The organism is Kordia antarctica (assembly GCF_009901525.1).
Taxonomy (GTDB): Bacteria; Bacteroidota; Bacteroidia; order Flavobacteriales; family Flavobacteriaceae; genus Kordia; species Kordia antarctica.
The window spans coordinates 5,203,919-5,225,972 of sequence record NZ_CP019288.1; the positions used below are offsets into that span (position 1 = coordinate 5,203,919).

Here is a 22,054-nt window from a genome sequence, read left to right on the forward strand (position 1 = left end):
AAATAGTACGCTTCTTTAAAAAAAGCAACGCAATATAGTAAAAAAAGGATTACAAACTTTGACAACTCTATTTTTAGGAAAGTTTCAAACTAAAACGAGAAGATATTTACTTAGCTTTTATAATTAGAAGTCCTCAAATAAGTCCTGCTTGTCAAATACCCTTGACTGCGTAAATCTTTTTGAATTTGTTCTATATTTTCAGGAATAGCTTCACAAATGAGCCAATTGACATCGAGACCATTTTGAATAGCAGTTCTCATTAAATAATCATTTTCTGAGATCAATTCTCCTAATTTTTTTAAATCTGGAGTAAAATCTAATAACAAATCTTCATGCATTTTACGGATCAATACGAGTAACTTAAAAGCCCTTGCAATAATATAAAGACATAACTTTCTTGCTTTTCCTTGAGTAACTTTTAAAATCCGTTCATTGTGAATAGCCAGAACTTCATTTAACATTAGTAAATTTAAGCTAATCTCAGCAAATTTATCTTTCGTTACTTTGACATGTTCTGTAATTTTTCCACTAATATCTCGCATTTCCATCATCAAATGACCTGGTGTGGAATTATATTTAGAAAAATCTTCAATTTGTCTTTCTATTTGTTCAATTAGATCCAATCGTTTCTCATCAGTATTTCTAGGATCTATTAATTCAAAATACAAACGATTGGCTAAACTTATATCTTTTTTTAATAATCGCAGTAGCAACCTATCTTTTTCTTTGGAAGGTAAGTGGCTTATGGCTTCTTTAAATTCTTTATCAAATTTCATAGTATAAATTTCAATATTTATATAGGCTCATATTCGCGATGAACAGTTCATTTTTTGCTCTCTAATTTTTTCTATTAGATTTTCTTCTCATAAAATAATTCAAAATCAATAAACTTATCGCTGGAATTCCAATATAAATTGCTTCATTTTGTAGCACACGAAATCCTTTTTCACTAAAAAACCTTCCTGCGCCTAATGGAGAAACTAAAATCGGTCGCCACGAAAAAAAGTAACGTGAATTTTCAAACGGAATAAAAAACCCAACACCTTTTCCGCCGTTTGTCATAGCATCCAAAAAACTATGTGATAAAGTAGCAAGTAAAAATGTGAAAAACAAAATAATGCCTGTGTTGGAGAAATAGGTCACTTTCGTGTAAAAAATGGCGCGGATACAAAATGCCAATAGAAAAGCAAACAAAATACTATGCGAAAAACCACGATGTCCAAGTGGATGCAAGTACGGATATCCAAAATTGAACATGATAACATCTGCATCAGGAATGACAGCACAGAAAATTAATAACAGCGAAAACTTTACAGGATTCAGTTGTATATTGGATACTTTTCCAATCGTATAAGCCGCTAATGCGTGTCCAAATATAGATGCCATTAGTTGGAATTTGAATATTCGTCTAACATTACTTTTTCTTGTTTAGTCAAACTATTCACACCTTTATCGTTTATCTTTTCCAAAATACGATCAATATTTTCCTGTTTTACTTTTTTCTTCGCATTAAACTCATCATCAATGGTTTGATAGGTGTTTTTTGAACTTGGTAAATACGGCGTTGTTCCATTATTAGAACGTACAATAAAGTAAACAACGACAACAATAACGGCGATAACAGCGTATAACATAAGTACGTTTGCTTGTAATTTTACAATTTAATTTCTAAAGAATTCAAAGCTACACTATTTCTGTTTTTTATGCAACGGTACAAAATACTATCTCTATATTGATATTGGTTCAATATCGTAAATGGTGATTTTTTCCACGTAATTTTTTCTTTTTCCGCAGTGTAGTATACATTTTTCGTTTTGAATTTTCGAAGGTTCTGAAACATTAATTCATGAACTACTTTGTAGAATATAGAGCTTAAAAAACTACAATTCAGAAAAATGAATGCGGTTTTAGCTTTTTCAGCTAAAAACACCTCTGGAAAAAGCGCACTTTCTTTTGTTTCTGTTTTCTTTGTGCGAGCAAAGAAAATGAAAATAAAAATCTAAAAATGAAGTATTTAATTCAATTTTTTCTTAAAATACTAAATAGGTTTTTTCATCTTCTTCATATCTACTTTAAAATAGAAATACAATTCAACCCACAATTTTGACAATTGAGAACTTTCTATTTTCTAAATCTTCTAGTTTACAAGAGATTTGTCTCATCAATCAATCAACACTTCGACGCAGCTCAGTGTGAAAAACTAAAAAATCTTCTCATGAAAAAATTACTACTACTTATTTGTTTGTGTGTTCAGACGTTCACTTTTGCGCAAATAACTATTTCAGGAATCGTAACCGATCAAAACGATGAACCTATTTTTGGTGCAAATGTATACTTAAAAGGAACATTTGACGGCGGATCTACAGACGAAAAAGGCAAATTTACCTTTACAACAGAAGAAACTGGACAACAAATATTGGTCATTTCTTTTTTATCGTTTGAAGTAAAAGAGCTTTCGCTAGAAGTGTCTCAGATGCAAAACCTAACCGTAAAACTTCGAGAAAATGTAGATGCATTAAACGCCGTAATTTTAAGTGCAGGATCGTTTGAAGCTGGTGATAATGCAAAAGTTACCGCGTTAAAACCATTAGATATCGTAACAACAGCAAGTGCGTTGGGCGATATTGTTGGCGCATTACAAACCTTACCTGGAACAAGCACGGTTGCCGAAGACGGACGCTTATTTGTACGTGGCGGACGCGCAGAAGAAACACAAATTTTCATTGACGGAATTCGTGTATTTACGCCGTATAGCAACTCAACCAACAACATTCCTACGCGCGGACGTTACTCTCCATTCTTATTCAAAGGAATCACGTTTTCCACAGGTGGATATTCGGCAGAATTTGGACAAGCATTATCGGGAGTTTTAGAACTAAATACCATCAACGAACCTGACCAAGAAAAGACAGATATTGGTGTTATGACCGTTGGCGGAAGTTTGGGACATACCGAAAAGTGGGAGAAAGGTTCGGTAAGTGTGAGTGCATCCTATATAAATTTAGCACCGTATTTGGAGTTGTTTCCAGATCGGAACGATTGGAAAAAGCCGTTTCAAGGTGCGCAAGGCGAAAGTGTATTTCGTCATCATTTTAAAAATGGAACGTTTAAATTTTATACTGCATTCGACATTACAAATTTTGAACTCGATCAAGAAAGTATCAATGTTGATGAATTGGTTCGTTTCAAACTAAACAATAATAATTTATACATGAACAGTTCGTACAAAGGAACTTTTGGCGAAAGTTGGGCTATTGCTTCTGGATTGAGTTACACACGAGATCGTTCAAAAATTAATATTATTGACGACAGAATTAATAGTTTGGAAAATTCATTTCACTTTAAAACAAAACTAAAAAAGAACTTTAATAACAGAATCAAATTGAGTTTTGGCGCAGAATATTTTGCGACAGATTATGATGAGAATTTCGAAAATCCAAACGTTTCAAAACTCGAATATGGTTTTAAAAGCAACTTGTTTGGTGCTTTCGCTGAAACGGACATTTTCTTCTCTAAAAACTTTGCGTTACAAGCTGGAATTCGATTAGATCATACAGATATGTTGAACGAAACTACAATTTCCCCACGATTGTCGGTTGCGTATAAAACGTCAGAAAAAGATCAAGTTTCGTTTGCTTTTGGGCAATTTTACCAGAATCCGAACAATAATTATTTAAAATTTCACACAGATTTCAAACCAGAAAACGCAACACATTATATTGCAAATTATCAATATGTACATGATGGCAGAACGTTTCGTGCAGAAGCATATCACAAGAAATACAACGATTTAATTACGTTTTCAGGCGATTTTGTACAACCAAACGCAGATTTTGCCAATGATGGATTTGGACACGCTACAGGTTTGGATATCTTTTGGAGAGATAACAAAACCATTAAAAACGTAGAGTATTGGATTTCATATTCCTATTTAGATACATCACGGAAGTTTGAGAATTATCCTGTGGAAGCAATGCCAAATTTTGCTACGAAACATAACTTTTCATTAGTCACAAAACATTGGATTGACAAGTTAAAAAGTCAGATAGGATTCAGTTATAATTATTCTTCAGGAAGAGCGTATACAAACCTAAACACAACTGGTTTTCTATCTGAAAAAACAAAAGATTATCATAGTTTAAGCGTGAATTGGGCATATTTACTTTCGCCACAAAAAATATTATATTTCTCCGTTTCAAACGCACTTGGAGTTCGAAATGTATTTGGGTATGAATATGCAAATCAGGCAGATGTAAACGGAACATTTCAGCGAATGACGCGTCGTCCTGCGGCAGATCAATTCTTTTTTGTCGGTTTCTTTTGGACAATTAGTGATGATAAGAGTAGTAATCAGTTGGATACTTTGTAGTGATTTGGCTTTAGAGACTTCTTAGAGTTGCTTCGCTCTTAGATTTTTAGACTGCTTGCGCTGTTGGAATTGATTGTAACTCGCTTCGCTCGATGTGATGTATTGAGATTTTAATTCTGAATTATTTATAAAAACGTTTCCACTTACCAGATCGTCGCATCGAGTGATTTTTCGTAATGTTTTACATTGACCGAAGTTGAAATTAAATGAAGAAAAATTGTATCGAGATGTTGTTATGAATGTTTTTGTATATAAATTACTGATTATTTGCGGTTTATACTCTATTAGTTTTATTTCTACCATGTTCCGCCTGGTGAAAAAAGAAAATCAATCTCACTTGGATTGGCTAATTCATCTAACCATTGATAGCCACTTGAGTCGTGATTTATAAATGGTTCAATTAAATTAATCATATGTTTGTAACTATCAAGGTTTAAGTTACAAATAAACTGATCTTCACTAATTCTTTCAATTCCATTATTTTTATCACTTTTTATTAAAGTTAATTTACAATTAATGGAAGTAATAAATTCTTGTGCTTCTAATACTACTTCAAATTTAGATGCATCCAAAACAAAGGAATTTATTAACTCTTGAAACAGTTTAGATTCATTACAACCAAAGTCCCATAATCGAATTAGATTCTTAATTTCTATATTTTTGAACTTTCCATTATCCGTTAAGTCATGGTTGTATTCAAGTTTCATATTCTTATAATGTATTTATATTAAGTTCCATCTAATTAATAGAATATATATATGATAAATGAGGGAGAATTTCAATTATCGAAAGTTAGCGCAAGTTTGCAATTTATGCTGTTACTGAAATTCAAAGTATATTTTTCTGCTAGGAATTTACAATTGTTTAGTTTGTTTGTGGGCACGAGTTGAAAAACTCGCGCTAGCCATGGGAAATTTGTTGAAGAAACCCTGCTTTTAAAAATCTTTATAGGATACTATTTTTTTTGAATTAAAATAATCTTTTATCAAAGCTACATTTTCATATGCTTTGATGAAAAATAACATCAAAAGTATAAAGCTTACGACTTCAATTAATAGTAAAATAAAAGTTGGAATGCCTAATATTTCATAATAATTTATATCATCCGTATTGAATTGTTGGAAAGCTTGCCAACCTAAAAAAGATTCGAGAAAACTCATTAATGAATATACAGTTCCTATGACTGAACTAATGATTCCTAATGTAAAACTACTTTTTAATTTACTAATGTTTTGAAAATTTTTAGCACTAAAAGCACTTACTTCTACTATGGAAATCGTCAATAAAATCGCAGAAAATGTATAAACTAAATTTGAGACTACTATGGGTAATCCTAAATCAGTTGTTGCATCGAAACCAAATTCGATAGTAGAAGCTAGATAAATAATAGCACATAAGGTATATAATATACTACCAATGATACCTATGGTAATATAGGATTTCACGCTTAATGAACCCTGAGTATTCGCTGAAAAAACAGAAAAGTAAATCAACAGACACAAAAGACTTATGATGTTCAGAATATTTATATATATCCACGGAATTCCGTGAAAATCCCAATCATTTCCTACTGAATTGTACGCAAAAAGAGCAGACAGAAGTATAAGTAAAATTAGACTGATTTTTGCGAAAATTGCGATTTGCTTAGTTTCCATATCGTTGTACTTAGTTGAAATTAGTTAGATTAAAAAAACACAAACAACATAACTATAAATGTTAGTTTGCATGCGAATTTTTGATTAAAAAATATCCGCAACATTGTTATTAAGCAATGGAGTCTTCAATCAAAAATGGTTGGTTGTTTTGTTAAAAATAAGATAAACATTACACATACACAATGTGGTTTCCCGTAATTAAGAACAATCAATCGACAATTAACTTACTCTTTACACTTATCATTATAAACAACACTCACTCTACTCGAAGAAACGATAATGTCTTGATAACAAGCATCGGTTGCAGTTCCTTTATCAGTACATTTTTTTAGAAGTTGCGCAAAAGTTGGTCCGTGCGGATTTCCGTATTTTAGAACATCTCTATCTTGAAATTCTTTTACTTTTACTTTATCTGCCATCATAAATCGAGCATTCATTCGTGCATTATGTCTTAATTCATACGCTTGTAAGGCTCTAGTTTTTAGATCGGTTTTTTGTTGAATCCAGCTTTTATTTAATTCAGAAATCGCAACAATTTGATAATTATACCAAATTCGTATTTCACAATCTGTCACAGGAATAGCAACTAAAACATCGCCCTTTTTCTTATCGGATGCTTTATAGGCAGGAATCCATAATTTTTGTCCAACATTAATTTTCCGTACATCTGAGATTTTCTGGAAACTGTTATCTGACAACTGCTTTTCGTTGGTACTTTCAATAATTCTGTAATATAGATGCGGATTTCCGTAGGCTTTTTGAGAAATTTTACTCAGCCAATCGCCATTTTGTACAATGTAAGCGTTGTTAGCTTCTTGGCTTATTCCTGCGTAAACTGATAATTGTAGTATGAAAACTAAAATTAGTTTTGAAAATTGATTCATCTTTTAAGTCTTTTGATTGGTAGTATGATATAGAATGTAGTTATGTTGATAAAAATAAGACAAAGATTACATATATGCAATAAGGTTTCTTGTAATGATTTGTATTTCTTTCATGCAGAACACAATCAAAATATATAATACCTTAAAATTGTTATTTTAGGTAGCATCTTCATTTAGGAAGTTAGAAATATCTTTAAAAATATTTTCATTCACTTTGATAGCATCATCTTGTATTTCTGTTGTAAATTGCCTGTTAATGCACCTTCCATCAGATAAAATATCTATAATGTTCCACTTTTTGAATGATTTATGAGTAAATAATGTCACTATTTTTAATGCAGGATCGCTCAATTTTGAATAAATAACATACTCAGTTTCCTTCAATAGTAATTCTATAAAATTTATATCTAATTCAGTTTTTTTTGTATTATTATATAAGTGCTGTAAGTTGTTTTTATTATTAGTTACAATAGATTTTAAAAACAAAACAATTTCTTTATGAGTATGAATTTCTGTTCTTAATCCGAAATTAATATCATTGAGTATTTCAAAAAATATTTTAATGTCATAGTTAAAATATTGTGCATATTCATCTTTGTTATTCTCAACATGATTTTTTAGTCCTTCAAAAGTCAAATCGCCAATAATAAAAGGAATAAAATAATTGTAAAAAGTGATGGTTCGAAAATCTATATTTAGATACACACTTTCAAAGAATTCACTTAGCGCACCTTGGGTTGTTAAATAATTTTCAGAAAATACAGGTATAAAGTACTGACTATGATACATTGCTTCCCGATACCGTATTTGCCATAAAGGATCTTCCACTACTTTTTCAATATCTAAAAAATAAAGTTTAAAATTGAAACTGAACATTTGGAATAAATCTCTTGTGAAACTTACATCTTTATTTGAATAACTAATGACAAAATCATATTCAGGGATACTATCACATAAAGAGTATTTTTTAAGAGGTTTTACTTTTATATTTTTTGGGTTTTGATAATAAAAATATGCTTTTTTAATATCAGTATCATATATGAAAAAACCTGACATTAATCCCTTTTTAATAATTACAAGTTTTGGAATAAAGGATGTGTAAATATCGTTTATAAGTTTTCTTTCAGGCCTGGGCATTATATTGCCACAAAACTCACTGATAAGCTCAAGATCAATCTTAAGTTTTCGGAGATAATTGATCCAATCAGATGAGTTTTCTGTTACTAGACTATTTGCCTTTTCGGCAAGTTCTATTGCAGAAATAAAACTATTAGGGTTTATTTCAACAATATTAGCGGTTCCTTTCGTAAATGTATCCATTTTATTTTTTTTACCACCAACCATCTTTTATTTGTACAAGTGCTGCCCAATGGCGGCATGAAGGACATTTTATTGATATTTTTAATGGGTTCATAGAAACTAAAAAACTTCCTTGGTTACAAACAGAAACCCTATTACAATAACAAGGATATCCATAACACGCTTCACAAAAAGCAACTTCGGCAGTTCCAGCAGCATTTGTTGTTTTATGAAATGTGGTTATTTTAGAACCACATTTTACGCAGTCATTATTGTGTTTTGGGGGTTTAGGTAAGCTCATATTTAGTTCATTTAAAAGATTATAGAAATTACAACTATTAAGTATGCGCTACAAAACACTTGTTCTTTTCCTTAAAAATAAGATAAAGATTACACATGTGCATACGGTTTCCCGTAATCACTTACATTTCCAACATTATTGTAATGCGAATATTAAAAAAAGAAACCGTTTTTTAATCATGGAGAGTATTGGTTAGTCAATTTTTTTGCTACTTTTTAAAAAATCTAGTACAGGTTTCAAACTTTCTAAAGGACTTTCTTCCATCGGAGTATGACCCGAATTCTCCAATATAACTAATGTCGCATTTGGTAAATCTTGATGAAACCGATGTGCATTCTCCACAGGAATTAATAAATCTTTCGCTCCCCATACTATCAACGTTGGCTGTTTAATGTTTTTTATATTTTCATAAGAACTCGCATTCCCTGAATTGTTAAGTCTATCAACAAATGCCTGCCGATTTCCTTCTCTGAGCGTGAGATCAAAATAGCGTTCCACTAATGAATCCGTTACTTTTGACGTATCAAAATATACATTTTCAACACTAGATCTTACTATAAAACGTGGCGTTAAATAGGTAAGAAGGTTCTTCAGTACAGGTGTTCTGCCAATTTTAAAAGCAATTGGTACGCTCTTAGAATTTAGAGGATATCCTGCGGCATCAATCAAAATCAATTTCTCTATCATATTAGGCTGTTCAAGAGTAAAATTCCATGCAACTTGTCCTCCAAAAGAATTACCAGCCAATACACATTTTTTGATCTTTAGAGCTGTTAAAAAATCTTTTATGAAAGCTGTATACTGAGTCATTGCGTAATCGCGATTTGGAAACGGACCTGTTAAACCGTAAGCGGGAAGATCCATTCTAATGACTCTATTTGAAATCTTTAAATTATCTGCCCAAGTATCAAAAGTATGTAAACTAGCTCCTGTGCCATGAATAAGCACGATTGGAATTGAGTCGGTTTGGTTTCCTTCATCCCGATAATGAACGTCCATTCCATTCACAGAAATGAATGAAGAAGCGCTATTGGTATACTTAACTTTCAATTCATTCAATGGAATATCTCGATGTCCATATAATAGAAAAACAATCACGATGAACGTTAGTACAAGTGCTAAAAAAATCTTTATTCCTTTGATTAATTTCTTCATTTACATCGTTTAAAACTACATGCAATTCTGGTAATTTGCTTTATATTTCGGTTTCCGTCAATTCACTCTTAGCAGGAATCTGATCCATTGCGCGCTCTGCAATTGCCGTGATTGATAGCGATGGATTCACGCCAGGATTTGCTGAAATCATAGAACCATCAATAATGTAAAGATTTTTATAGCCAAACATTTTATTGTCTTTATCAATCACACCTTCGGAAGAATTTGCTCCCATAACTGCTCCGCCCAAAATATGCGCCGTAGACGGAATTCCTGCAATTGTTTCCAACGCAAAAGAAGTACTCACACCATTTACAACTTTACAATATTCCTTAATCAATTTGATGGATTCTGGAATAAAAGGAGTCGGTTTTTTTCCTGTACTAACCGTTGAACTCATTGTACCAAAAATAGTTCTTTTAAAACGAAGTGTGCTATCTAGCGTTTGCATAAAAAGAAGCACAACTGTTTTTTTTGCCCAACTGTTCACAAAGTAAATTTTGAAATATTTGATGGGAGATTTTAGGAACGATACAAATACTTTTCCTAAACGAATAAACACATTACTTCCTGTAACATATGGCATATGCATGAGTTTCCACGCATTTGAACCTTCAGAATATCTAACTACTTCTAAGTGACTATTTTCATCCGTATCTAATATACTCCCGATTGCCACACCTTTAGAATAATTTTTGTCTTTTTCAAGGCTTGAAACGCTTACCAAAGTTTCATTATTGGTTCGGATATCTTGCCCTAATCTATCGGAGATATTAGGTAATGAGCTGGTTTTTAATTTGAGCAAGAGTTTGATTGTACCCAAAACACCTCCAGCAAAAATGACGCTTTTACTTTTAATTTTTTTTCTCTTTGTAAAGAATTTTGTACTGGTTTTTATAGCAACTTCATACCCATTTTCTCCATTTTCAGTCTGTATTGGATTGACATCATACACTTCATGTTCGGCTAGAATTTCAGCACCGTATTTTTGAGCCAAGTATAAATAATTTTTGTCTAATGTATTTTTAGAATTATTTCTGCAACCTGTCATACAAGCTCCACAGAAGTTGCAACCAGTTCTTTTTGGTCCCATGCCGTCAAAATAAGGATCTTCTTTGGTAACATTCTCTTCTCCAAAATAGATGGCTACATTGGTGGCGTCAAATTTATCTTCCATTCCAAGTTTTTGAGCTACTTTTTTGAGTCCAATATCGCCGTCAAATAATTTGGGGTTTTTAGCTGCGCCAAGCATTTTTAGAGCTTCTTGATAATAAGGAACTAATTCTTTTTCCCAATCGTGGAGTTTGCTCCAACTGCCAGTTTTGAAAAATGTAGATTTAGGAATGGGCAATGTGTTTGCATATACCAAAGATCCGCCACCAACACCAGTTCCAGAAAGAACGGCGACATGTTTGAAGATGGTTAATTTCATAATCCCAAAGAAACGCAGACTTGGCATCCAAAGCCATTTTCTGAAATTCCAATTGGTTTTTGGGAAATCTTTTGCTTTGTACCATTTTCCTTTTTCAATCACCAAAACCTTGTATCCTTTTTTCGATAATCTTAAAGCACTAACTGAGCCACCAAAACCACTTCCTATGATAATATAATCGTACTCCATTTTTTGTATTTCGTTAGTGTTCACTATAACGTTTATGTATATTGTGTTGGCAATAGTTATTTATTTCCATTCCCAAGATAGATTTTCAGAAATCGGTATTTTTTTTCTTTTCATTCATCTACAATCTCTTTATTTTTGAACAAATTTTTAAATAATCTTAACGCATGAACTATTGCAATTAAAGACATAATTCCGCAAATCCAATATTCCGCTTTTTTATAGTAATTTAGTCCACCAATAATTCCGAATGCTGCCCACAATAGGTTTGTCAGAATTTCACTTTTAAGTAATTTGTTCATTTTGAAGCGTTGTGTCACTATTATTTTCAACGTATGTAAGTAAGGAACTTTCATCCCTAATTTCTGTTCAGAATTAATCTTTCTAGGTTAATTGAGTCTTTTTAGTGCTTTCATTTTCATTGAAATTGCACAGACTTTATTTAATTCTTTAGACGTTGCAGAATCAATCTTCCCAGTTGGATGGAGTCTTTTCAATTTTTGAAATTTTAGAATTGCTTGAGTCGTTTCCTTTACAAACAAAGAACTTTCGTTGCCAGGAGAATTCATACCAGTTTTAGCTACTTTTGTTTGTGGGTCACTGTTTAAAATTGAATGTAAAGATAAAACATTCATGTCATCAATTCCGATGGAAAGCTTTGTGAAATCTATAGCACAGCCTTTTAAGTAGTCCCAATTATCGAGTGTTGTCCAAGCGCCTTTTGAGTCTTTGTTCCGATTGTCTTTTTTAAAATTAGTTATAACAAAACCTGATTTTATGTCGTGTGTGTGGCGACCTACTTGCAACCCAATTTTGTTATCTCCAAGGTCTTTAACAATCTTCATTGTACCTCTATATTTGCTTTTATCAGGTCCTACAACTTTATTATTCAAAGGATTCACTTTTGCTTCATATACATCTGCCCAAACGCCAACTCCATTAGTTTGATTGAAAACAGGTTTAAATTTATCATCCAACCACTGACTTGGACTTTTTGCTGTGAAAAACAAATCCAACTCATTACTATCAATGGTATTTTTAAGCTTGTATAGGACGAGTTCGTTTGTGTTTGTATAGCGCTGTGAATATTTGGAAATAACCACATATTCTAAATTTTTTGAAGTCCAATAACCTCGAATTGGATATCCATTTGGACTATTTAAAATAGATTTGGAATACGGTGTAGCTTTATCTTGAATGTAAATATCGCTTTTGCCATAAAGATATAGGTAAAAATTAGCGTGTTCATTTTTTTTACTTTGAATGATTGGGAAAACTCTATTAATCTCTTGGTCATCCATTTTCTTGATTTTCAAATCATCCAAATCAAGATAAAAATAGTATTCGTTATAAGGTCTAGGTACTCCATTGCCCTTTAAGTTTTTGTAAGCTATGATCTTCGTATCGTCTATCCAAGCGATTGTGCCACTTTGCCAATAATGATGATTATATATGTCGGCATTTATTTTATATGCTTTTTGTTGTTTGATGTCATAAATGCTATTATCATAAAAAATTCTGTTTCTATCTGGTGAAACTGCACGTAATGTTGAACCTTTAAATTTTGCAATTATTCTTGAAGTTTTAATATCTCTTACAACTATTTCATTGCCATTATTATTTTTGGAACTTCTGGTATATATCATTTGATTTTCATCTTCTAAAAAAATCACATTCCAAGTTGGTCCAAAATTCTTTCCTATATCTAAAATTTGTATTTCATCTAATGTTATATTAAATGCATTCGCATTGGTGTATTCAAATGAACTTGCGTTGGGTTTCTCTTTTTCTTCAGAAAATGTGAATAAAGATTGGCTGATTGCCAAATAATTACTCAAAATAATTAATAAAGTCAAGAGTGATTTTAGTTTACTCATAAATTTGGTTGTTTAACATGTACCTACTTCAAAATTCTGTTGGTTTTTCGGTATATTCCCAACGTTACAGTTACTATTAATTCAGTTGTTCAATTCAGTACTTACGAATCAAAACTATCAATAAAAATCCTTTCAATTCTGTTGAAATTTTATTTTCATCAGAAATGTTGCTTTTAAATTGCACATAGCGTTTGGTGTATTTTAGTTGCGTGTGTAAGCACCTAATTTAGTAAATAAAAGTCGAATAAAAAACCCGTAAGTATTTTCGTAAGTAAGTGCGTAGTAATTAATTTTTTGCGGAGTTGGTACAAGAGTTTTATGATTCATACTTACATTCCGAATTCCTGATATTGCCCATAAAAATAACACAAAGATTATATATACACAATGCAATGTATTTATTAGTACTAAATTGAATAAGTGGAAACTTTGATCTTTAATTAGAAAAAAAGTAAAGGTTTTAAAATTTGTTAGATATTAAAATTTTATTAATTCTAGTTGTTGTCAGAAACTGAGTTTATTCTAAGGCATTGTTCTTCTCCTAAAAACTTTTGATCTCCGTGTTTTTCTGACCAAAAACCGTTCAAAATATTTGCGCTTAGTATTTTATATACCACAACTCCTTTGTAAATAGTAGCGTCATCGCCTGTGTAATGAAAGTTAATGACTAAAATATTATCCTTGTAAAAACCAATACCTTTCATTATTTGGGAATTATTATCAATTGACCAATGACTTTTTATTTTATTATTTTCATCAAGTGATAATTTTAAGATTCCAGTATATTTCGTTCTTTCAGCGTCTTGATTGATACCTGAAATTTTATATTCGCCTACAATATCTTGAACGTTTATAGGATTCCACAAAGGAACTGATTTCATGTTGTTGCTTTATTTTTTGTTTGATAAATTCCTTTCGTTATTCTTCAAGTATTTTTTACAAATTGATGATTTTTTGCCACGAATATTTGAATTTGTTTATTAAAGTGAAATCGGGAAAGCTTTGGTATTTTATGGTAAGAGCAGAAACCTAATTCCGCCCCAATGGTTTCTATAATTCTGTTCAAAACTTAAAAATTCATGTGATTTCGGTAATTTATTTTTTCCCGCATATTCATCATATTCAGTTACTGTTTTGAATTCAGTTATTTTATCCGTTTTCAAATCCAACACAAAATAAGAGTTCTCAAAATCATAAAACCAACTTTCAAGATTTCCACATAGTTTATCATTCGTAACTTTAAATCTTGTGGTTTCTATGTTAATTCTATCGCTAGTTTTATGTCCTTTTAAATATCCATATTCATTCCAATTCGTGTTTTCAACCGTTTTCCAATGTCCAATTGGAATCATTGGTCCATCTCCAAGTCCGTGATTTCCCCAATAACTGAAAGCGTACACAAAAAGCCCGATTGAGATTAAAAATCCACTTATAAACCAAGATTTTATCTTTTGTGTTTTTACTCTTTCTAAAAACTTAGTCGGTTTTAATTTTCTTATAATTAATAAAATTATGATAAAGATAAAAGCATAAATTGATGCAAGAATTCCGATTTTAATTAACTGAAATATAAAGTGAATAAGGACTTCCATTAATTTGAGATTTATTGTTAACAGTGTGTTTGACTAAGGTTTGATGCAAATCTAAGCAACTAATCTAACAAATATAAACCAAATAGAAAATCCATGCAGATTTTTTTAAGCAAGCTGTTGTAATTTTTTTTTTCGATAAAAAACTAGACGTTTAAGAAGTAAAATATATAGAGAAATAGTAATAATCTCAACATGAATAATACCTAAATATACAACGGTTTATAATATAGTATCTTTGTAGAAATTGCAGAAAAAAATAGTATTCTTGAAAACAAACGCAGCACCTTTTAATGTTATTATTATTGGTGGTGGTTTAGCGGGTTTATCATCGGCTATCCACTTATCAAAGGAAAACAGTAGGGTTTTGGTTATTGAAAAGAATGCCTATCCAAAACATAAAGTTTGCGGAGAATATATTTCTAACGAGGTATTACCATATTTTGATTATTTAGGAATTGATGTGTTTGATCTTGGAGCACAAAAAATTACTAAATTTGAACTTTCTACACCTAAAAATAAACTTATAAAAGCCACTTTACCATTAGGCGGTTTTGGAATTAGTAGGTACACTTTAGATAATGCATTGGCTGAAATGGCACTACAAAATGGTGCTAAAATTATTCAAGATTCGGTGATTGATGTTCAATTTTCAAATGATGCTTTTTCTGTTCAAACAAAAAATGAAACATTCCATGCAACTATTGTAATTGGTGCTTTTGGTAAACGATCTTCATTAGATATAAAACTAGACAGAAATTTCATAAAAAAGAAATCGCCATTTTTAGCGGTAAAAATGCACGTCAAAGGCGATTTTCCTAACGACTTAGTTGCGTTGCATAATTTTAAAGGAGGATATTGCGGTGTTTCAAAAGTTGAAAATGATAGCATTAATCTTTGCTACATAACAAACTTTGAAGCCTTTAAAAAATATAAAGACATTGATGAATTTCAAGAAGAAGTAATCTTTAAAAACAACTATTTAAAAGCAATATTTAAAAATAGCCAACCTGTTTTTGAAACGCCTTTAACTATAAGTCAGATTTCATTTGCGACTAAAAACCCTATTGAAAATCACATCATTATGTGTGGAGATACTGCTGGAATGATTCATCCATTATGTGGAAATGGGATGAGTATGGCAATACGAAGTGCGCAAATGGCTTCGCAACTAATTAGTATGTATCTTCAAGGCAAAATTGAATCGCGTGTAGCATTAGAAAAGGCATATCAAAAATCTTGGAATAAAGAATTCAAAAATCGATTAAGAGTTGGTCATTTTGCAGCAAACATATTCAGCAGAAATCAATTAGCTGAACTATTAATTCCTATCGTTAAATACATTCCAAGTCTATTGCCAAAAATAATTACACGAACTCACGGAAAACCTATGATTATAAAATGAGTCTATTTATTAACACAAAACACAGAACAGATGAAGTTGAAATTATGGATGATTTTTCCATCAATGGAGACATTCTGCATAAAACTTTAGATACATTAGCACGCATTAACAAATGGCTTGGAGGTAATCATGTAACTATAAGTGGCTTAAAAAAAATGTTAAAAGGTCATTCCAAAACAATGCCGATTACAATTATAGATTTAGGTTGTGGAGGCGGAGACATTCTTAGAAGAATAGCAAGTTATGGCAAAAAAGAAGGCTATACTTTCAAACTCATTGGCATTGATGCTAACAAAGATGCAGTAGCATATGCGAGTCATTTATCAAAAGACTATGAGAATATTAGTTTTATAGCGTGTGATATTTTTTCAGAAGAATTTGAAGCATTGAAGTACGACTTAGTTTTATCAACGCTGTTCTTACATCATTTCAAAGAAGAACAGATTCTTGACATATTATCTAAAGCAAAAAAGAAGGCAAAACTAGGAATTATTGTAAATGATTTGCACAGGCATCCAATGGCGTATTATTTATTCAAATTAGTATGCCTAACTATAAAAAACAGAATGATTATTGAAGATGGCCTAACGTCTATTTTACGTGGATTTAAACGTGAAGAACTAACATCGTTTTCAAATAAATTACAAGTAAAGCCCCAAATTAAATGGAAATGGGCATTTCGGTATCAATGGATAATACAAAATAAATGAGTGTAAAAATAATATCGGTAGCAAAACAACTGCCAAAATACAATAGATTAACCGCTGATATTTTGCCCTATTTAGACGTTTGGTTGTCAGGACAAGAAGATCGTTTTAAGCGTAAAGTTTTCAAGATTTTTGAAAATGCAGCGGTTGATAGACGGTATTCCATCATGGATCCAGCAGAAGTTTTTTCAAATACTTCTTTCGAAGAAAAAAATGATATTTACGTTAGAGAAGTAGTTGGCTTGGCAGAAGGAGCTCTTTTAAAATCTTTAGAAAAAGCAAGCTTAAAGCCAGATGATATTGATTATATTATAACAGTAAGTTGTACTGGAATTATGATTCCGTCTTTAGATGCATATTTGATAAATCGCTTAAAAATGAAACAGGATATTGTCCGTTTGCCAGTCACAGAAATGGGTTGTGCAGCAGGTGTTTCGGGGATAATTTATGCGAAAAACTTCTTAAAAGAAAATTCAAACAAAAGAGCAGTTGTAATTGCGGTTGAAGCACCAACAGCTACATTTCAATTAGATGATTTCTCTATGGCAAACATTGTAAGTGCTGCTATTTTTGGAGATGGCGCAGCGAGTGTTATTTTGTCTTCCTATGAAAATGAAGAAGGTCCAGAAATTAAAGGCGAAGCCATGTATCATTTTTACGATTCCGAACATATGATGGGTTTTAAACTGACAAATACTGGTTTGCAAATGATTTTGGATGTAACAGTTCCCGAAAAAATTGCCGAACATTTTCCAAGTATTGTACATCCTTTTTTAGAACAAAACGGAATAACTATTCAAGATATAAATCATCTTATTTTTCATCCTGGAGGGAAAAAAATCGTGCAAACTGTAGAAGAATTATTTGGATCACTAGGAAAAAATATAGATGACACCAAAGAAGTTCTTAAAATGTATGGAAACATGAGCAGTGCTACGGTATTGTATGTTTTAGAACGTTTTATGGACAAAAAATTACCGAAAGGAGACAAAGGGCTCATGCTGAGTTTTGGACCAGGATTTTCGGCACAACGTATTCTATTAGAATGGTAAAAGAATTTAAAAATAAAAACTATTGGGCACTCATTTTAGGAGGCTCTAGCGGATTGGGATTAGCCACAGCAAAAAAACTGGCTGCTCACGGTATGAATATTTGTATAATTCATAGAAATTCAAGATCGCAAGAAATTGAAATTACAGCTGAATTTGATAAAATTAAGGCAGAAGGAATTCAGTTTATATCTTTTAATATAGATGCGATAAATCCTGAAAAAAGACAGAAAGTAATTAACGATTTACCTCAATATTTAGGCGAAAAAGGAAAAATTAGAACCTTGGTACATAGCATTGCAAAAGGGAATTTAAAACCTATGATTGCAGACAATGCGCCGACTTTGAAAAATGACGATTTCAATCTAACCATAAACGCGATGGCGATTAGTTTATACGATTGGACTCAAGCTGTTTTTGAAGTCAAACTATTTGCTGAAGATGCCAGAATCATCAGTTTTACAAGTGAAGGTAATGCCAAAGCATGGAAAAACTATGCCGCGGTTTCTGCTGCAAAAGTAGCCTTAGAAGCACTAACTAGAAATATAGCGTTAGAATTTGCATCGTACGGAATTAGAGCCAATTGCATTCAAGCAGGCGTGACGGACACGGCATCTTTACAAATGATTCCAGGAAATGAAAAAATCAAAAAACATACGTTGGTTCGAAATCCATTTAAGCGGTTAACAAATCCTGAAGATGTTGCGAATGTCGTTTATTTATTGAGTAAAGATGAAGCCAGTTGGATTAATGGAAGTATTATTCCCGTTGATGGCGGTGAGCATATCAGTTAAGTAATCGACTTTTTATTCTTGCAAAGAGAGGAATCCATAATCTAAAATAAATCATGAACAGTAAAGAAATCATAAAGTTATTACCTTATCAGCATCCTTTTTTGTTTGTTGATGAATTGACTATGATTTCTAACGAAGGTGTCACAGGAAATTACACGTTCAAACCAACCGAATATTTCTATAAAGGACATTTCAAAAACAATTCTGTAACGCCAGGCGTAATACTCACAGAATGTATGGCGCAAATTGGTGTGGTATGTTTGGGAATTTATTTGTTAAACGAAGAAACATCTAACGAAAAGAATCTTCAAATTGCGTTAACGTCAAGTCAAATTGATTTCTTTTTACCTGTGTTTCCCAATGAAAAAGTAACCGTTATTTCAGAAAAAGAATACTTCCGATTCAATAAATTAAAATGTAAAGTAAAGCTATTCAACGAAAAAAATGAATTGGTGTGTAGAGGCACTATTTCAGGAATGATAAAACCAACAGCAAATGAAGCATAGAGTTGTGATCACAGGTATGGGAGTTGTTGCGCCAAATGGCGTGGGATTGCCCGAATTTGCAAACGCCATTAAGAAAGGAATCTCTGGAATAACGTATCACGAAAACTTAAAAGAGTTAAATTTTTCATGCTGTATTGGTGGAATTCCTAAGATTTCAGAAGAAAAAAAGCTGGACTATTTTACACCTTTACAACTCCGCGGTTTCAATAGTGCAGGTATTTTATATGGCTGTATTGCAGGCATTGATGCTTGGAAAGATGCTGGTTTTCCTTTTGATGCAGAAAGTGAATTAGAGTATGACAGCGGAACTGTTTTTGGAACAGGAACTTCTGGAATTGAAAAATTTAGAGAAGCCATTTATAAAATAGATAATAAAGAAGTAAAACGTTTAGGAAGTACAGCAGTCATACAAACTATGACAAGTGGCGTCAGTGCTTTTTTAGGCGGAATGTTAGGTTTAGGGAATCAAGTAACGACCAATTCATCTGCGTGTACGACTGGAACGGAAGCTATTATTTTAGGTTTTGACCGAATCCAAGCTGGCAAAGCAAAACGCATGTTAGTTGGTAGTTGTAGTGACGACGGACCTTATATTTGGGGAGGTTTTGACGCCATGCGCGTTATGACTTATAAACATAATGAAACTCCAGAAATAGGTTCTAGACCTATGAGTGCAACTGCTAGCGGCTTTGTTCCTGGAAGTGGCGCTGGTGCATTAGTTTTAGAATCATTAGAAAGTGCCTTGGAAAGAAAAGCAACGATCTATGCGGAAGTTTTAGGTGGTGCAGTAAACTCTGGCGGACAACGTGATGGAGGAACGCTGACAGCTCCAAACGAAAAAGCCGTCGTACGTTGTATACAAGAAGCTATTGAAAATGCTGGAATCTCCGCAACTGACATTGATACTATTAATGGTCACTTAACAGCCACATCAAAAGATAGTTTGGAAATTAAAAATTGGACCAACGCATTGAATCGAAAAGGAACAGATTTCCCATATATAAATTCATTAAAATCAATGGTTGGACATTGTTTAACTGCTGCTGGAAGTATTGAAAGTGTCGCGACTGTGTTACAATTAAAAGAGCAATTTATTTTCCCAAACATTAATTGTGAAGATGTGCATCCAGAAATTTCAAGTTTAATTGCCGAAGAAAAAATACCTAAAAAAGTACTGAAAACAAAACTTACTATTGCTGCAAAAGCAAGTTTTGGTTTTGGGGATGTAAACGGATGTGTTATATTTAAAACGTATTCAATATAATATTCATATGGAAAAAGAAATATTAATTGCCAAACTAAAAACGATTGTGAAACCTTACATTCAGGATGAGGAAGCTTTCAATAATTTATCTGAGGATACAGATTTTATCAATGATTTAAAAATTAATTCAGCCAATTTGGTAGATGTTATTTTAGATGTTGAAGATGAATTTGATATTAGAATTGAAAATGAAGATATGGAAAAAATGGTATCTGTAAAAGCTGCGATGGAAATAGTAAATGAGAAAACAGCTGCAAAATGATTGGCAACGACATTGTTGATTTAAAAGTTGCTGCCATAGAATCTAATTGGAAAAGACCACGTTTTTTAGGGAAAGTTTTTTCAGAGGATGAACAATGTCGGATCTTAAATTCTGAAAACCAATCGCAAATGGTTTGGTTACTTTGGAGTATGAAAGAAGCTGCATATAAAATTTATGTGCAACAAAATGGAGAGCGATTTTTTAATCCTAAGAAATTAAGTTGTGAATTGGTTTCTAAAAGTGAAGGTTTGGTTACTTTCAATGGAAATCAATACATAACAAAATCTGAAATAAGCGATGATTTTATAAATACCTTGGCATATTCTGAAGCTCGCGAAACAACAATAACTCATCATTTTAAAATAGAAGACAATTCTTATAAAATCCAATCGCACACAGCAAAACAAAAATTGCTAAAATCCTTCTCGGAACTAAAAAAAGTGTCTATTAAAAACTTAGAAATCAAGAAAGATAAAAATAACGTTCCTCGATTATTCTACAAAGGTGATGAACAAACCGATTCATTTTCAATAGCGCATCATGGATTTTATGGTGGATATGCTATTTCTTTTTAACACCAACTTTTATTCTCAGCAACTACCTTATTTAAACTGAATACGACTTACTCATTAGCTTTGAGTGAAATATGTCTTTACAATTTTAACGTGAGTTCGATATAAAATTTCAGAATGTTTTTGCCTTTTCCGCAGTATAGCAGGGATTTTTCGTTAAGAATTTTCGAATCCTTGGAGAAAATTTAGAGAAATTCATGCGGTTTTAGTTTTTCCATAAAAAAAACTAAAAATACCTCTGGAAAAGCGCACTTTCTTTTGTTGAAGCCTGTGCTGAACTTGATTCAGTATTCTTTGTGCGAGCAAAGAAAACGAAAATAATAAAATGAAATTCAGATGTTTAGCACTTATTTTAAAAATATGTTCAAAATTTTATCTAAGTAAACTTATGTCGAACTCACGTTATTTTATGTGAAACAAGCTCATTTTGCAGTATTCGCAATAAATAGGTATTTTTTATGTGTTTCATTGAATATTTCGCAACAAAAACGCTCCCGAAACGTTCCCGCAGCAATGCGAGAAGCTTTCGGGAACTTACGAAACGTTCTCGCTGGTGTGCGAGAAGCTTTAGGGAACTTACGAAACGTTCTCGCTGGCGTGCAAGAAGCTTTCGGGAACTTACGAAACGTTCTCGCGGATGTGCGAGAAGCTTTCGGGAACTTACGAAACGTTCTCGCTGGTGTGCGAGAAGCTTTCGGGAACTTACAAAACGTTTATGCAGATGAGAAATAGACTTTTTGGAAGCCCA

The 22,054-nt window shown here is 32.1% G+C and carries 24 protein-coding genes; 10 read left to right on the forward strand and 14 right to left on the reverse strand.

Annotated elements, in window-relative coordinates; genetic code table 11:
- Positions 1-110: 110 nt before the first annotated feature.
- The 3 genes from IMCC3317_RS21860 to IMCC3317_RS21870 all read right to left on the reverse strand — a co-directional run bounded on the left by IMCC3317_RS21860 (position 111) and on the right by IMCC3317_RS21870 (position 1,634).
- Positions 111-776: a hypothetical protein gene (locus IMCC3317_RS21860; RefSeq protein ID WP_160131594.1), complete on the reverse strand. Its 666-nt coding sequence runs from the start codon at positions 774-776 to the stop codon at positions 111-113.
- Between the two features lie 61 nt (positions 777-837).
- The gene (locus tag IMCC3317_RS21865; protein ID WP_160131595.1) at positions 838-1,386 is read right to left on the reverse strand and encodes a metal-dependent hydrolase; all 549 of its coding nucleotides are present in this window, start codon (positions 1,384-1,386) and stop codon (positions 838-840) included.
- Entirely contained in the window at positions 1,386-1,634 is a 249-nt protein-coding gene (locus tag IMCC3317_RS21870) for a DUF6576 domain-containing protein (protein WP_160131596.1), read from the reverse strand. The genes IMCC3317_RS21865 and IMCC3317_RS21870 overlap by 1 nt, the downstream gene beginning before the upstream one ends.
- Positions 1,635-2,215: 581 nt before the next feature.
- On the opposite strand from IMCC3317_RS21870, the gene IMCC3317_RS21875 reads away from it, so the two are divergent.
- Positions 2,216-4,369 carry a TonB-dependent receptor gene (locus tag IMCC3317_RS21875; protein WP_160131597.1) on the forward strand — a complete coding sequence of 718 codons (2,154 nt, stop codon included), beginning with the start codon at positions 2,216-2,218 and terminating at the stop codon, positions 4,367-4,369.
- A gap of 296 nt (positions 4,370-4,665) precedes the next feature.
- On the opposite strand, the gene IMCC3317_RS21880 is transcribed toward IMCC3317_RS21875, so the two are convergent.
- The 11 genes from IMCC3317_RS21880 to IMCC3317_RS21930 all read right to left on the reverse strand — a co-directional run bounded on the left by IMCC3317_RS21880 (position 4,666) and on the right by IMCC3317_RS21930 (position 14,750).
- Positions 4,666-5,076, reverse strand: coding sequence for a hypothetical protein (locus IMCC3317_RS21880; RefSeq protein WP_160131598.1), 411 nt, complete (start codon positions 5,074-5,076; stop codon positions 4,666-4,668).
- A 228-nt stretch (positions 5,077-5,304) separates the two neighbouring features.
- Positions 5,305-6,024: a hypothetical protein gene (locus tag IMCC3317_RS21885; protein ID WP_160131599.1), complete on the reverse strand. Its 720-nt coding sequence runs from the start codon at positions 6,022-6,024 to the stop codon at positions 5,305-5,307.
- A gap of 224 nt (positions 6,025-6,248) precedes the next feature.
- Entirely contained in the window at positions 6,249-6,908 is a 660-nt protein-coding gene (locus IMCC3317_RS21890) for a LysM peptidoglycan-binding domain-containing protein (protein WP_160131600.1), read from the reverse strand.
- 156 nt (positions 6,909-7,064) lie between these two features.
- Positions 7,065-8,252: a hypothetical protein gene (locus tag IMCC3317_RS21895; protein ID WP_160131601.1), complete on the reverse strand. Its 1,188-nt coding sequence runs from the start codon at positions 8,250-8,252 to the stop codon at positions 7,065-7,067.
- Positions 8,239-8,508 carry a hypothetical protein gene (locus IMCC3317_RS21900; protein ID WP_160131602.1) on the reverse strand — a complete coding sequence of 90 codons (270 nt, stop codon included), beginning with the start codon at positions 8,506-8,508 and terminating at the stop codon, positions 8,239-8,241. The genes IMCC3317_RS21895 and IMCC3317_RS21900 overlap by 14 nt, the downstream gene beginning before the upstream one ends.
- 192 nt (positions 8,509-8,700) lie before the next feature.
- A complete protein-coding gene (locus tag IMCC3317_RS21905; protein ID WP_160131603.1) occupies positions 8,701-9,663 on the reverse strand; it encodes an alpha/beta fold hydrolase in 963 nt (320 codons plus the stop codon).
- Positions 9,664-9,703: 40 nt separating this feature from the next.
- Positions 9,704-11,284: a GMC oxidoreductase gene (locus tag IMCC3317_RS21910; protein WP_160131604.1), complete on the reverse strand. Its 1,581-nt coding sequence runs from the start codon at positions 11,282-11,284 to the stop codon at positions 9,704-9,706.
- 110 nt (positions 11,285-11,394) lie between these two features.
- The gene (locus IMCC3317_RS21915; protein WP_160131605.1) at positions 11,395-11,583 is read right to left on the reverse strand and encodes a hypothetical protein; all 189 of its coding nucleotides are present in this window, start codon (positions 11,581-11,583) and stop codon (positions 11,395-11,397) included.
- An 87-nt stretch (positions 11,584-11,670) separates the two neighbouring features.
- Positions 11,671-13,158: a peptidoglycan-binding domain-containing protein gene (locus IMCC3317_RS21920; protein ID WP_160131606.1), complete on the reverse strand. Its 1,488-nt coding sequence runs from the start codon at positions 13,156-13,158 to the stop codon at positions 11,671-11,673.
- A 494-nt stretch (positions 13,159-13,652) separates the two neighbouring features.
- The gene (locus IMCC3317_RS21925; protein ID WP_317172559.1) at positions 13,653-14,039 is read right to left on the reverse strand and encodes a hypothetical protein; all 387 of its coding nucleotides are present in this window, start codon (positions 14,037-14,039) and stop codon (positions 13,653-13,655) included.
- Positions 14,040-14,168: 129 nt separating this feature from the next.
- A complete protein-coding gene (locus IMCC3317_RS21930) occupies positions 14,169-14,750 on the reverse strand; it encodes a hypothetical protein (protein WP_160131607.1) in 582 nt (193 codons plus the stop codon).
- Between the two features lie 265 nt (positions 14,751-15,015).
- Here IMCC3317_RS21930 and IMCC3317_RS21935 point away from each other — a divergent pair, with 265 nt between their 5' ends.
- The 9 genes from IMCC3317_RS21935 (at position 15,016) to IMCC3317_RS21975 (ending at position 22,038) form a co-directional block, all read left to right on the forward strand.
- Complete coding sequence (locus tag IMCC3317_RS21935; RefSeq protein ID WP_160131608.1) at positions 15,016-16,152, forward strand: NAD(P)/FAD-dependent oxidoreductase; 1,137 nt, start codon at positions 15,016-15,018, stop codon at positions 16,150-16,152.
- Positions 16,149-16,862, forward strand: a complete 714-nt coding sequence (locus IMCC3317_RS21940) for a methyltransferase domain-containing protein (RefSeq protein WP_160131609.1) — start codon at positions 16,149-16,151, stop codon at positions 16,860-16,862. Before IMCC3317_RS21935 ends, IMCC3317_RS21940 begins: the two co-directional genes overlap by 4 nt.
- Entirely contained in the window at positions 16,859-17,911 is a 1,053-nt protein-coding gene (locus IMCC3317_RS21945) for a type III polyketide synthase (RefSeq protein ID WP_160131610.1), read from the forward strand. The genes IMCC3317_RS21940 and IMCC3317_RS21945 overlap by 4 nt, the downstream gene beginning before the upstream one ends.
- Complete coding sequence (locus IMCC3317_RS21950) at positions 17,905-18,702, forward strand: SDR family oxidoreductase (RefSeq protein WP_160131611.1); 798 nt, start codon at positions 17,905-17,907, stop codon at positions 18,700-18,702. Before IMCC3317_RS21945 ends, IMCC3317_RS21950 begins: the two co-directional genes overlap by 7 nt.
- 53 nt (positions 18,703-18,755) lie before the next feature.
- Positions 18,756-19,208 carry a 3-hydroxyacyl-ACP dehydratase FabZ family protein gene (locus IMCC3317_RS21955; RefSeq protein ID WP_160131612.1) on the forward strand — a complete coding sequence of 151 codons (453 nt, stop codon included), beginning with the start codon at positions 18,756-18,758 and terminating at the stop codon, positions 19,206-19,208.
- The gene (locus IMCC3317_RS21960) at positions 19,198-20,472 is read left to right on the forward strand and encodes a beta-ketoacyl-[acyl-carrier-protein] synthase family protein (RefSeq protein WP_160131613.1); all 1,275 of its coding nucleotides are present in this window, start codon (positions 19,198-19,200) and stop codon (positions 20,470-20,472) included. Before IMCC3317_RS21955 ends, IMCC3317_RS21960 begins: the two co-directional genes overlap by 11 nt.
- A gap of 7 nt (positions 20,473-20,479) precedes the next feature.
- The gene (locus tag IMCC3317_RS21965) at positions 20,480-20,734 is read left to right on the forward strand and encodes an acyl carrier protein (RefSeq protein WP_160131614.1); all 255 of its coding nucleotides are present in this window, start codon (positions 20,480-20,482) and stop codon (positions 20,732-20,734) included.
- Complete coding sequence (locus tag IMCC3317_RS21970; RefSeq protein ID WP_160131615.1) at positions 20,731-21,309, forward strand: 4'-phosphopantetheinyl transferase superfamily protein; 579 nt, start codon at positions 20,731-20,733, stop codon at positions 21,307-21,309. Before IMCC3317_RS21965 ends, IMCC3317_RS21970 begins: the two co-directional genes overlap by 4 nt.
- Positions 21,310-21,717: 408 nt before the next feature.
- On the forward strand, positions 21,718-22,038 hold the full coding sequence (locus IMCC3317_RS21975) for a hypothetical protein (RefSeq protein ID WP_160131616.1): 321 nt from the start codon (positions 21,718-21,720) through the stop codon (positions 22,036-22,038).
- Positions 22,039-22,054: the final 16 nt, after the last annotated feature.

What these genes read in the sequence shown, in the direction of transcription:
- IMCC3317_RS21865 (WP_160131595.1), bottom strand. Translation starts at nt 1,386, where the DNA reads ATGGCATCTATATTTGGACACGCATTAGCGGCTTATACGATTGGAAAA.
- IMCC3317_RS21880 (WP_160131598.1), bottom strand. Translation starts at nt 5,076, where the DNA reads ATGAAACTTGAATACAACCATGACTTAACGGATAATGGAAAGTTCAAA.
- IMCC3317_RS21875 (WP_160131597.1), top strand. Translation starts at nt 2,216, where the DNA reads ATGAAAAAATTACTACTACTTATTTGTTTGTGTGTTCAGACGTTCACT.
- IMCC3317_RS21920 (WP_160131606.1), bottom strand. Translation starts at nt 13,158, where the DNA reads ATGAGTAAACTAAAATCACTCTTGACTTTATTAATTATTTTGAGTAAT.
- IMCC3317_RS21955 (WP_160131612.1), top strand. Translation starts at nt 18,756, where the DNA reads ATGAACAGTAAAGAAATCATAAAGTTATTACCTTATCAGCATCCTTTT.
- IMCC3317_RS21925 (WP_317172559.1), bottom strand. Translation starts at nt 14,039, where the DNA reads ATGAAATCAGTTCCTTTGTGGAATCCTATAAACGTTCAAGATATTGTA.
- IMCC3317_RS21905 (WP_160131603.1), bottom strand. Translation starts at nt 9,663, where the DNA reads ATGAAGAAATTAATCAAAGGAATAAAGATTTTTTTAGCACTTGTACTA.
- IMCC3317_RS21930 (WP_160131607.1), bottom strand. Translation starts at nt 14,750, where the DNA reads ATGGAAGTCCTTATTCACTTTATATTTCAGTTAATTAAAATCGGAATT.
- IMCC3317_RS21890 (WP_160131600.1), bottom strand. Translation starts at nt 6,908, where the DNA reads ATGAATCAATTTTCAAAACTAATTTTAGTTTTCATACTACAATTATCA.
- IMCC3317_RS21910 (WP_160131604.1), bottom strand. Translation starts at nt 11,284, where the DNA reads ATGGAGTACGATTATATTATCATAGGAAGTGGTTTTGGTGGCTCAGTT.
- IMCC3317_RS21940 (WP_160131609.1), top strand. Translation starts at nt 16,149, where the DNA reads ATGAGTCTATTTATTAACACAAAACACAGAACAGATGAAGTTGAAATT.
- IMCC3317_RS21900 (WP_160131602.1), bottom strand. Translation starts at nt 8,508, where the DNA reads ATGAGCTTACCTAAACCCCCAAAACACAATAATGACTGCGTAAAATGT.
- IMCC3317_RS21860 (WP_160131594.1), bottom strand. Translation starts at nt 776, where the DNA reads ATGAAATTTGATAAAGAATTTAAAGAAGCCATAAGCCACTTACCTTCC.
- IMCC3317_RS21945 (WP_160131610.1), top strand. Translation starts at nt 16,859, where the DNA reads ATGAGTGTAAAAATAATATCGGTAGCAAAACAACTGCCAAAATACAAT.
- IMCC3317_RS21965 (WP_160131614.1), top strand. Translation starts at nt 20,480, where the DNA reads ATGGAAAAAGAAATATTAATTGCCAAACTAAAAACGATTGTGAAACCT.
- IMCC3317_RS21950 (WP_160131611.1), top strand. Translation starts at nt 17,905, where the DNA reads ATGGTAAAAGAATTTAAAAATAAAAACTATTGGGCACTCATTTTAGGA.
- IMCC3317_RS21960 (WP_160131613.1), top strand. Translation starts at nt 19,198, where the DNA reads ATGAAGCATAGAGTTGTGATCACAGGTATGGGAGTTGTTGCGCCAAAT.
- IMCC3317_RS21870 (WP_160131596.1), bottom strand. Translation starts at nt 1,634, where the DNA reads ATGTTATACGCTGTTATCGCCGTTATTGTTGTCGTTGTTTACTTTATT.
- IMCC3317_RS21895 (WP_160131601.1), bottom strand. Translation starts at nt 8,252, where the DNA reads ATGGTTGGTGGTAAAAAAAATAAAATGGATACATTTACGAAAGGAACC.
- IMCC3317_RS21970 (WP_160131615.1), top strand. Translation starts at nt 20,731, where the DNA reads ATGATTGGCAACGACATTGTTGATTTAAAAGTTGCTGCCATAGAATCT.
- IMCC3317_RS21915 (WP_160131605.1), bottom strand. Translation starts at nt 11,583, where the DNA reads ATGAACAAATTACTTAAAAGTGAAATTCTGACAAACCTATTGTGGGCA.
- IMCC3317_RS21885 (WP_160131599.1), bottom strand. Translation starts at nt 6,024, where the DNA reads ATGGAAACTAAGCAAATCGCAATTTTCGCAAAAATCAGTCTAATTTTA.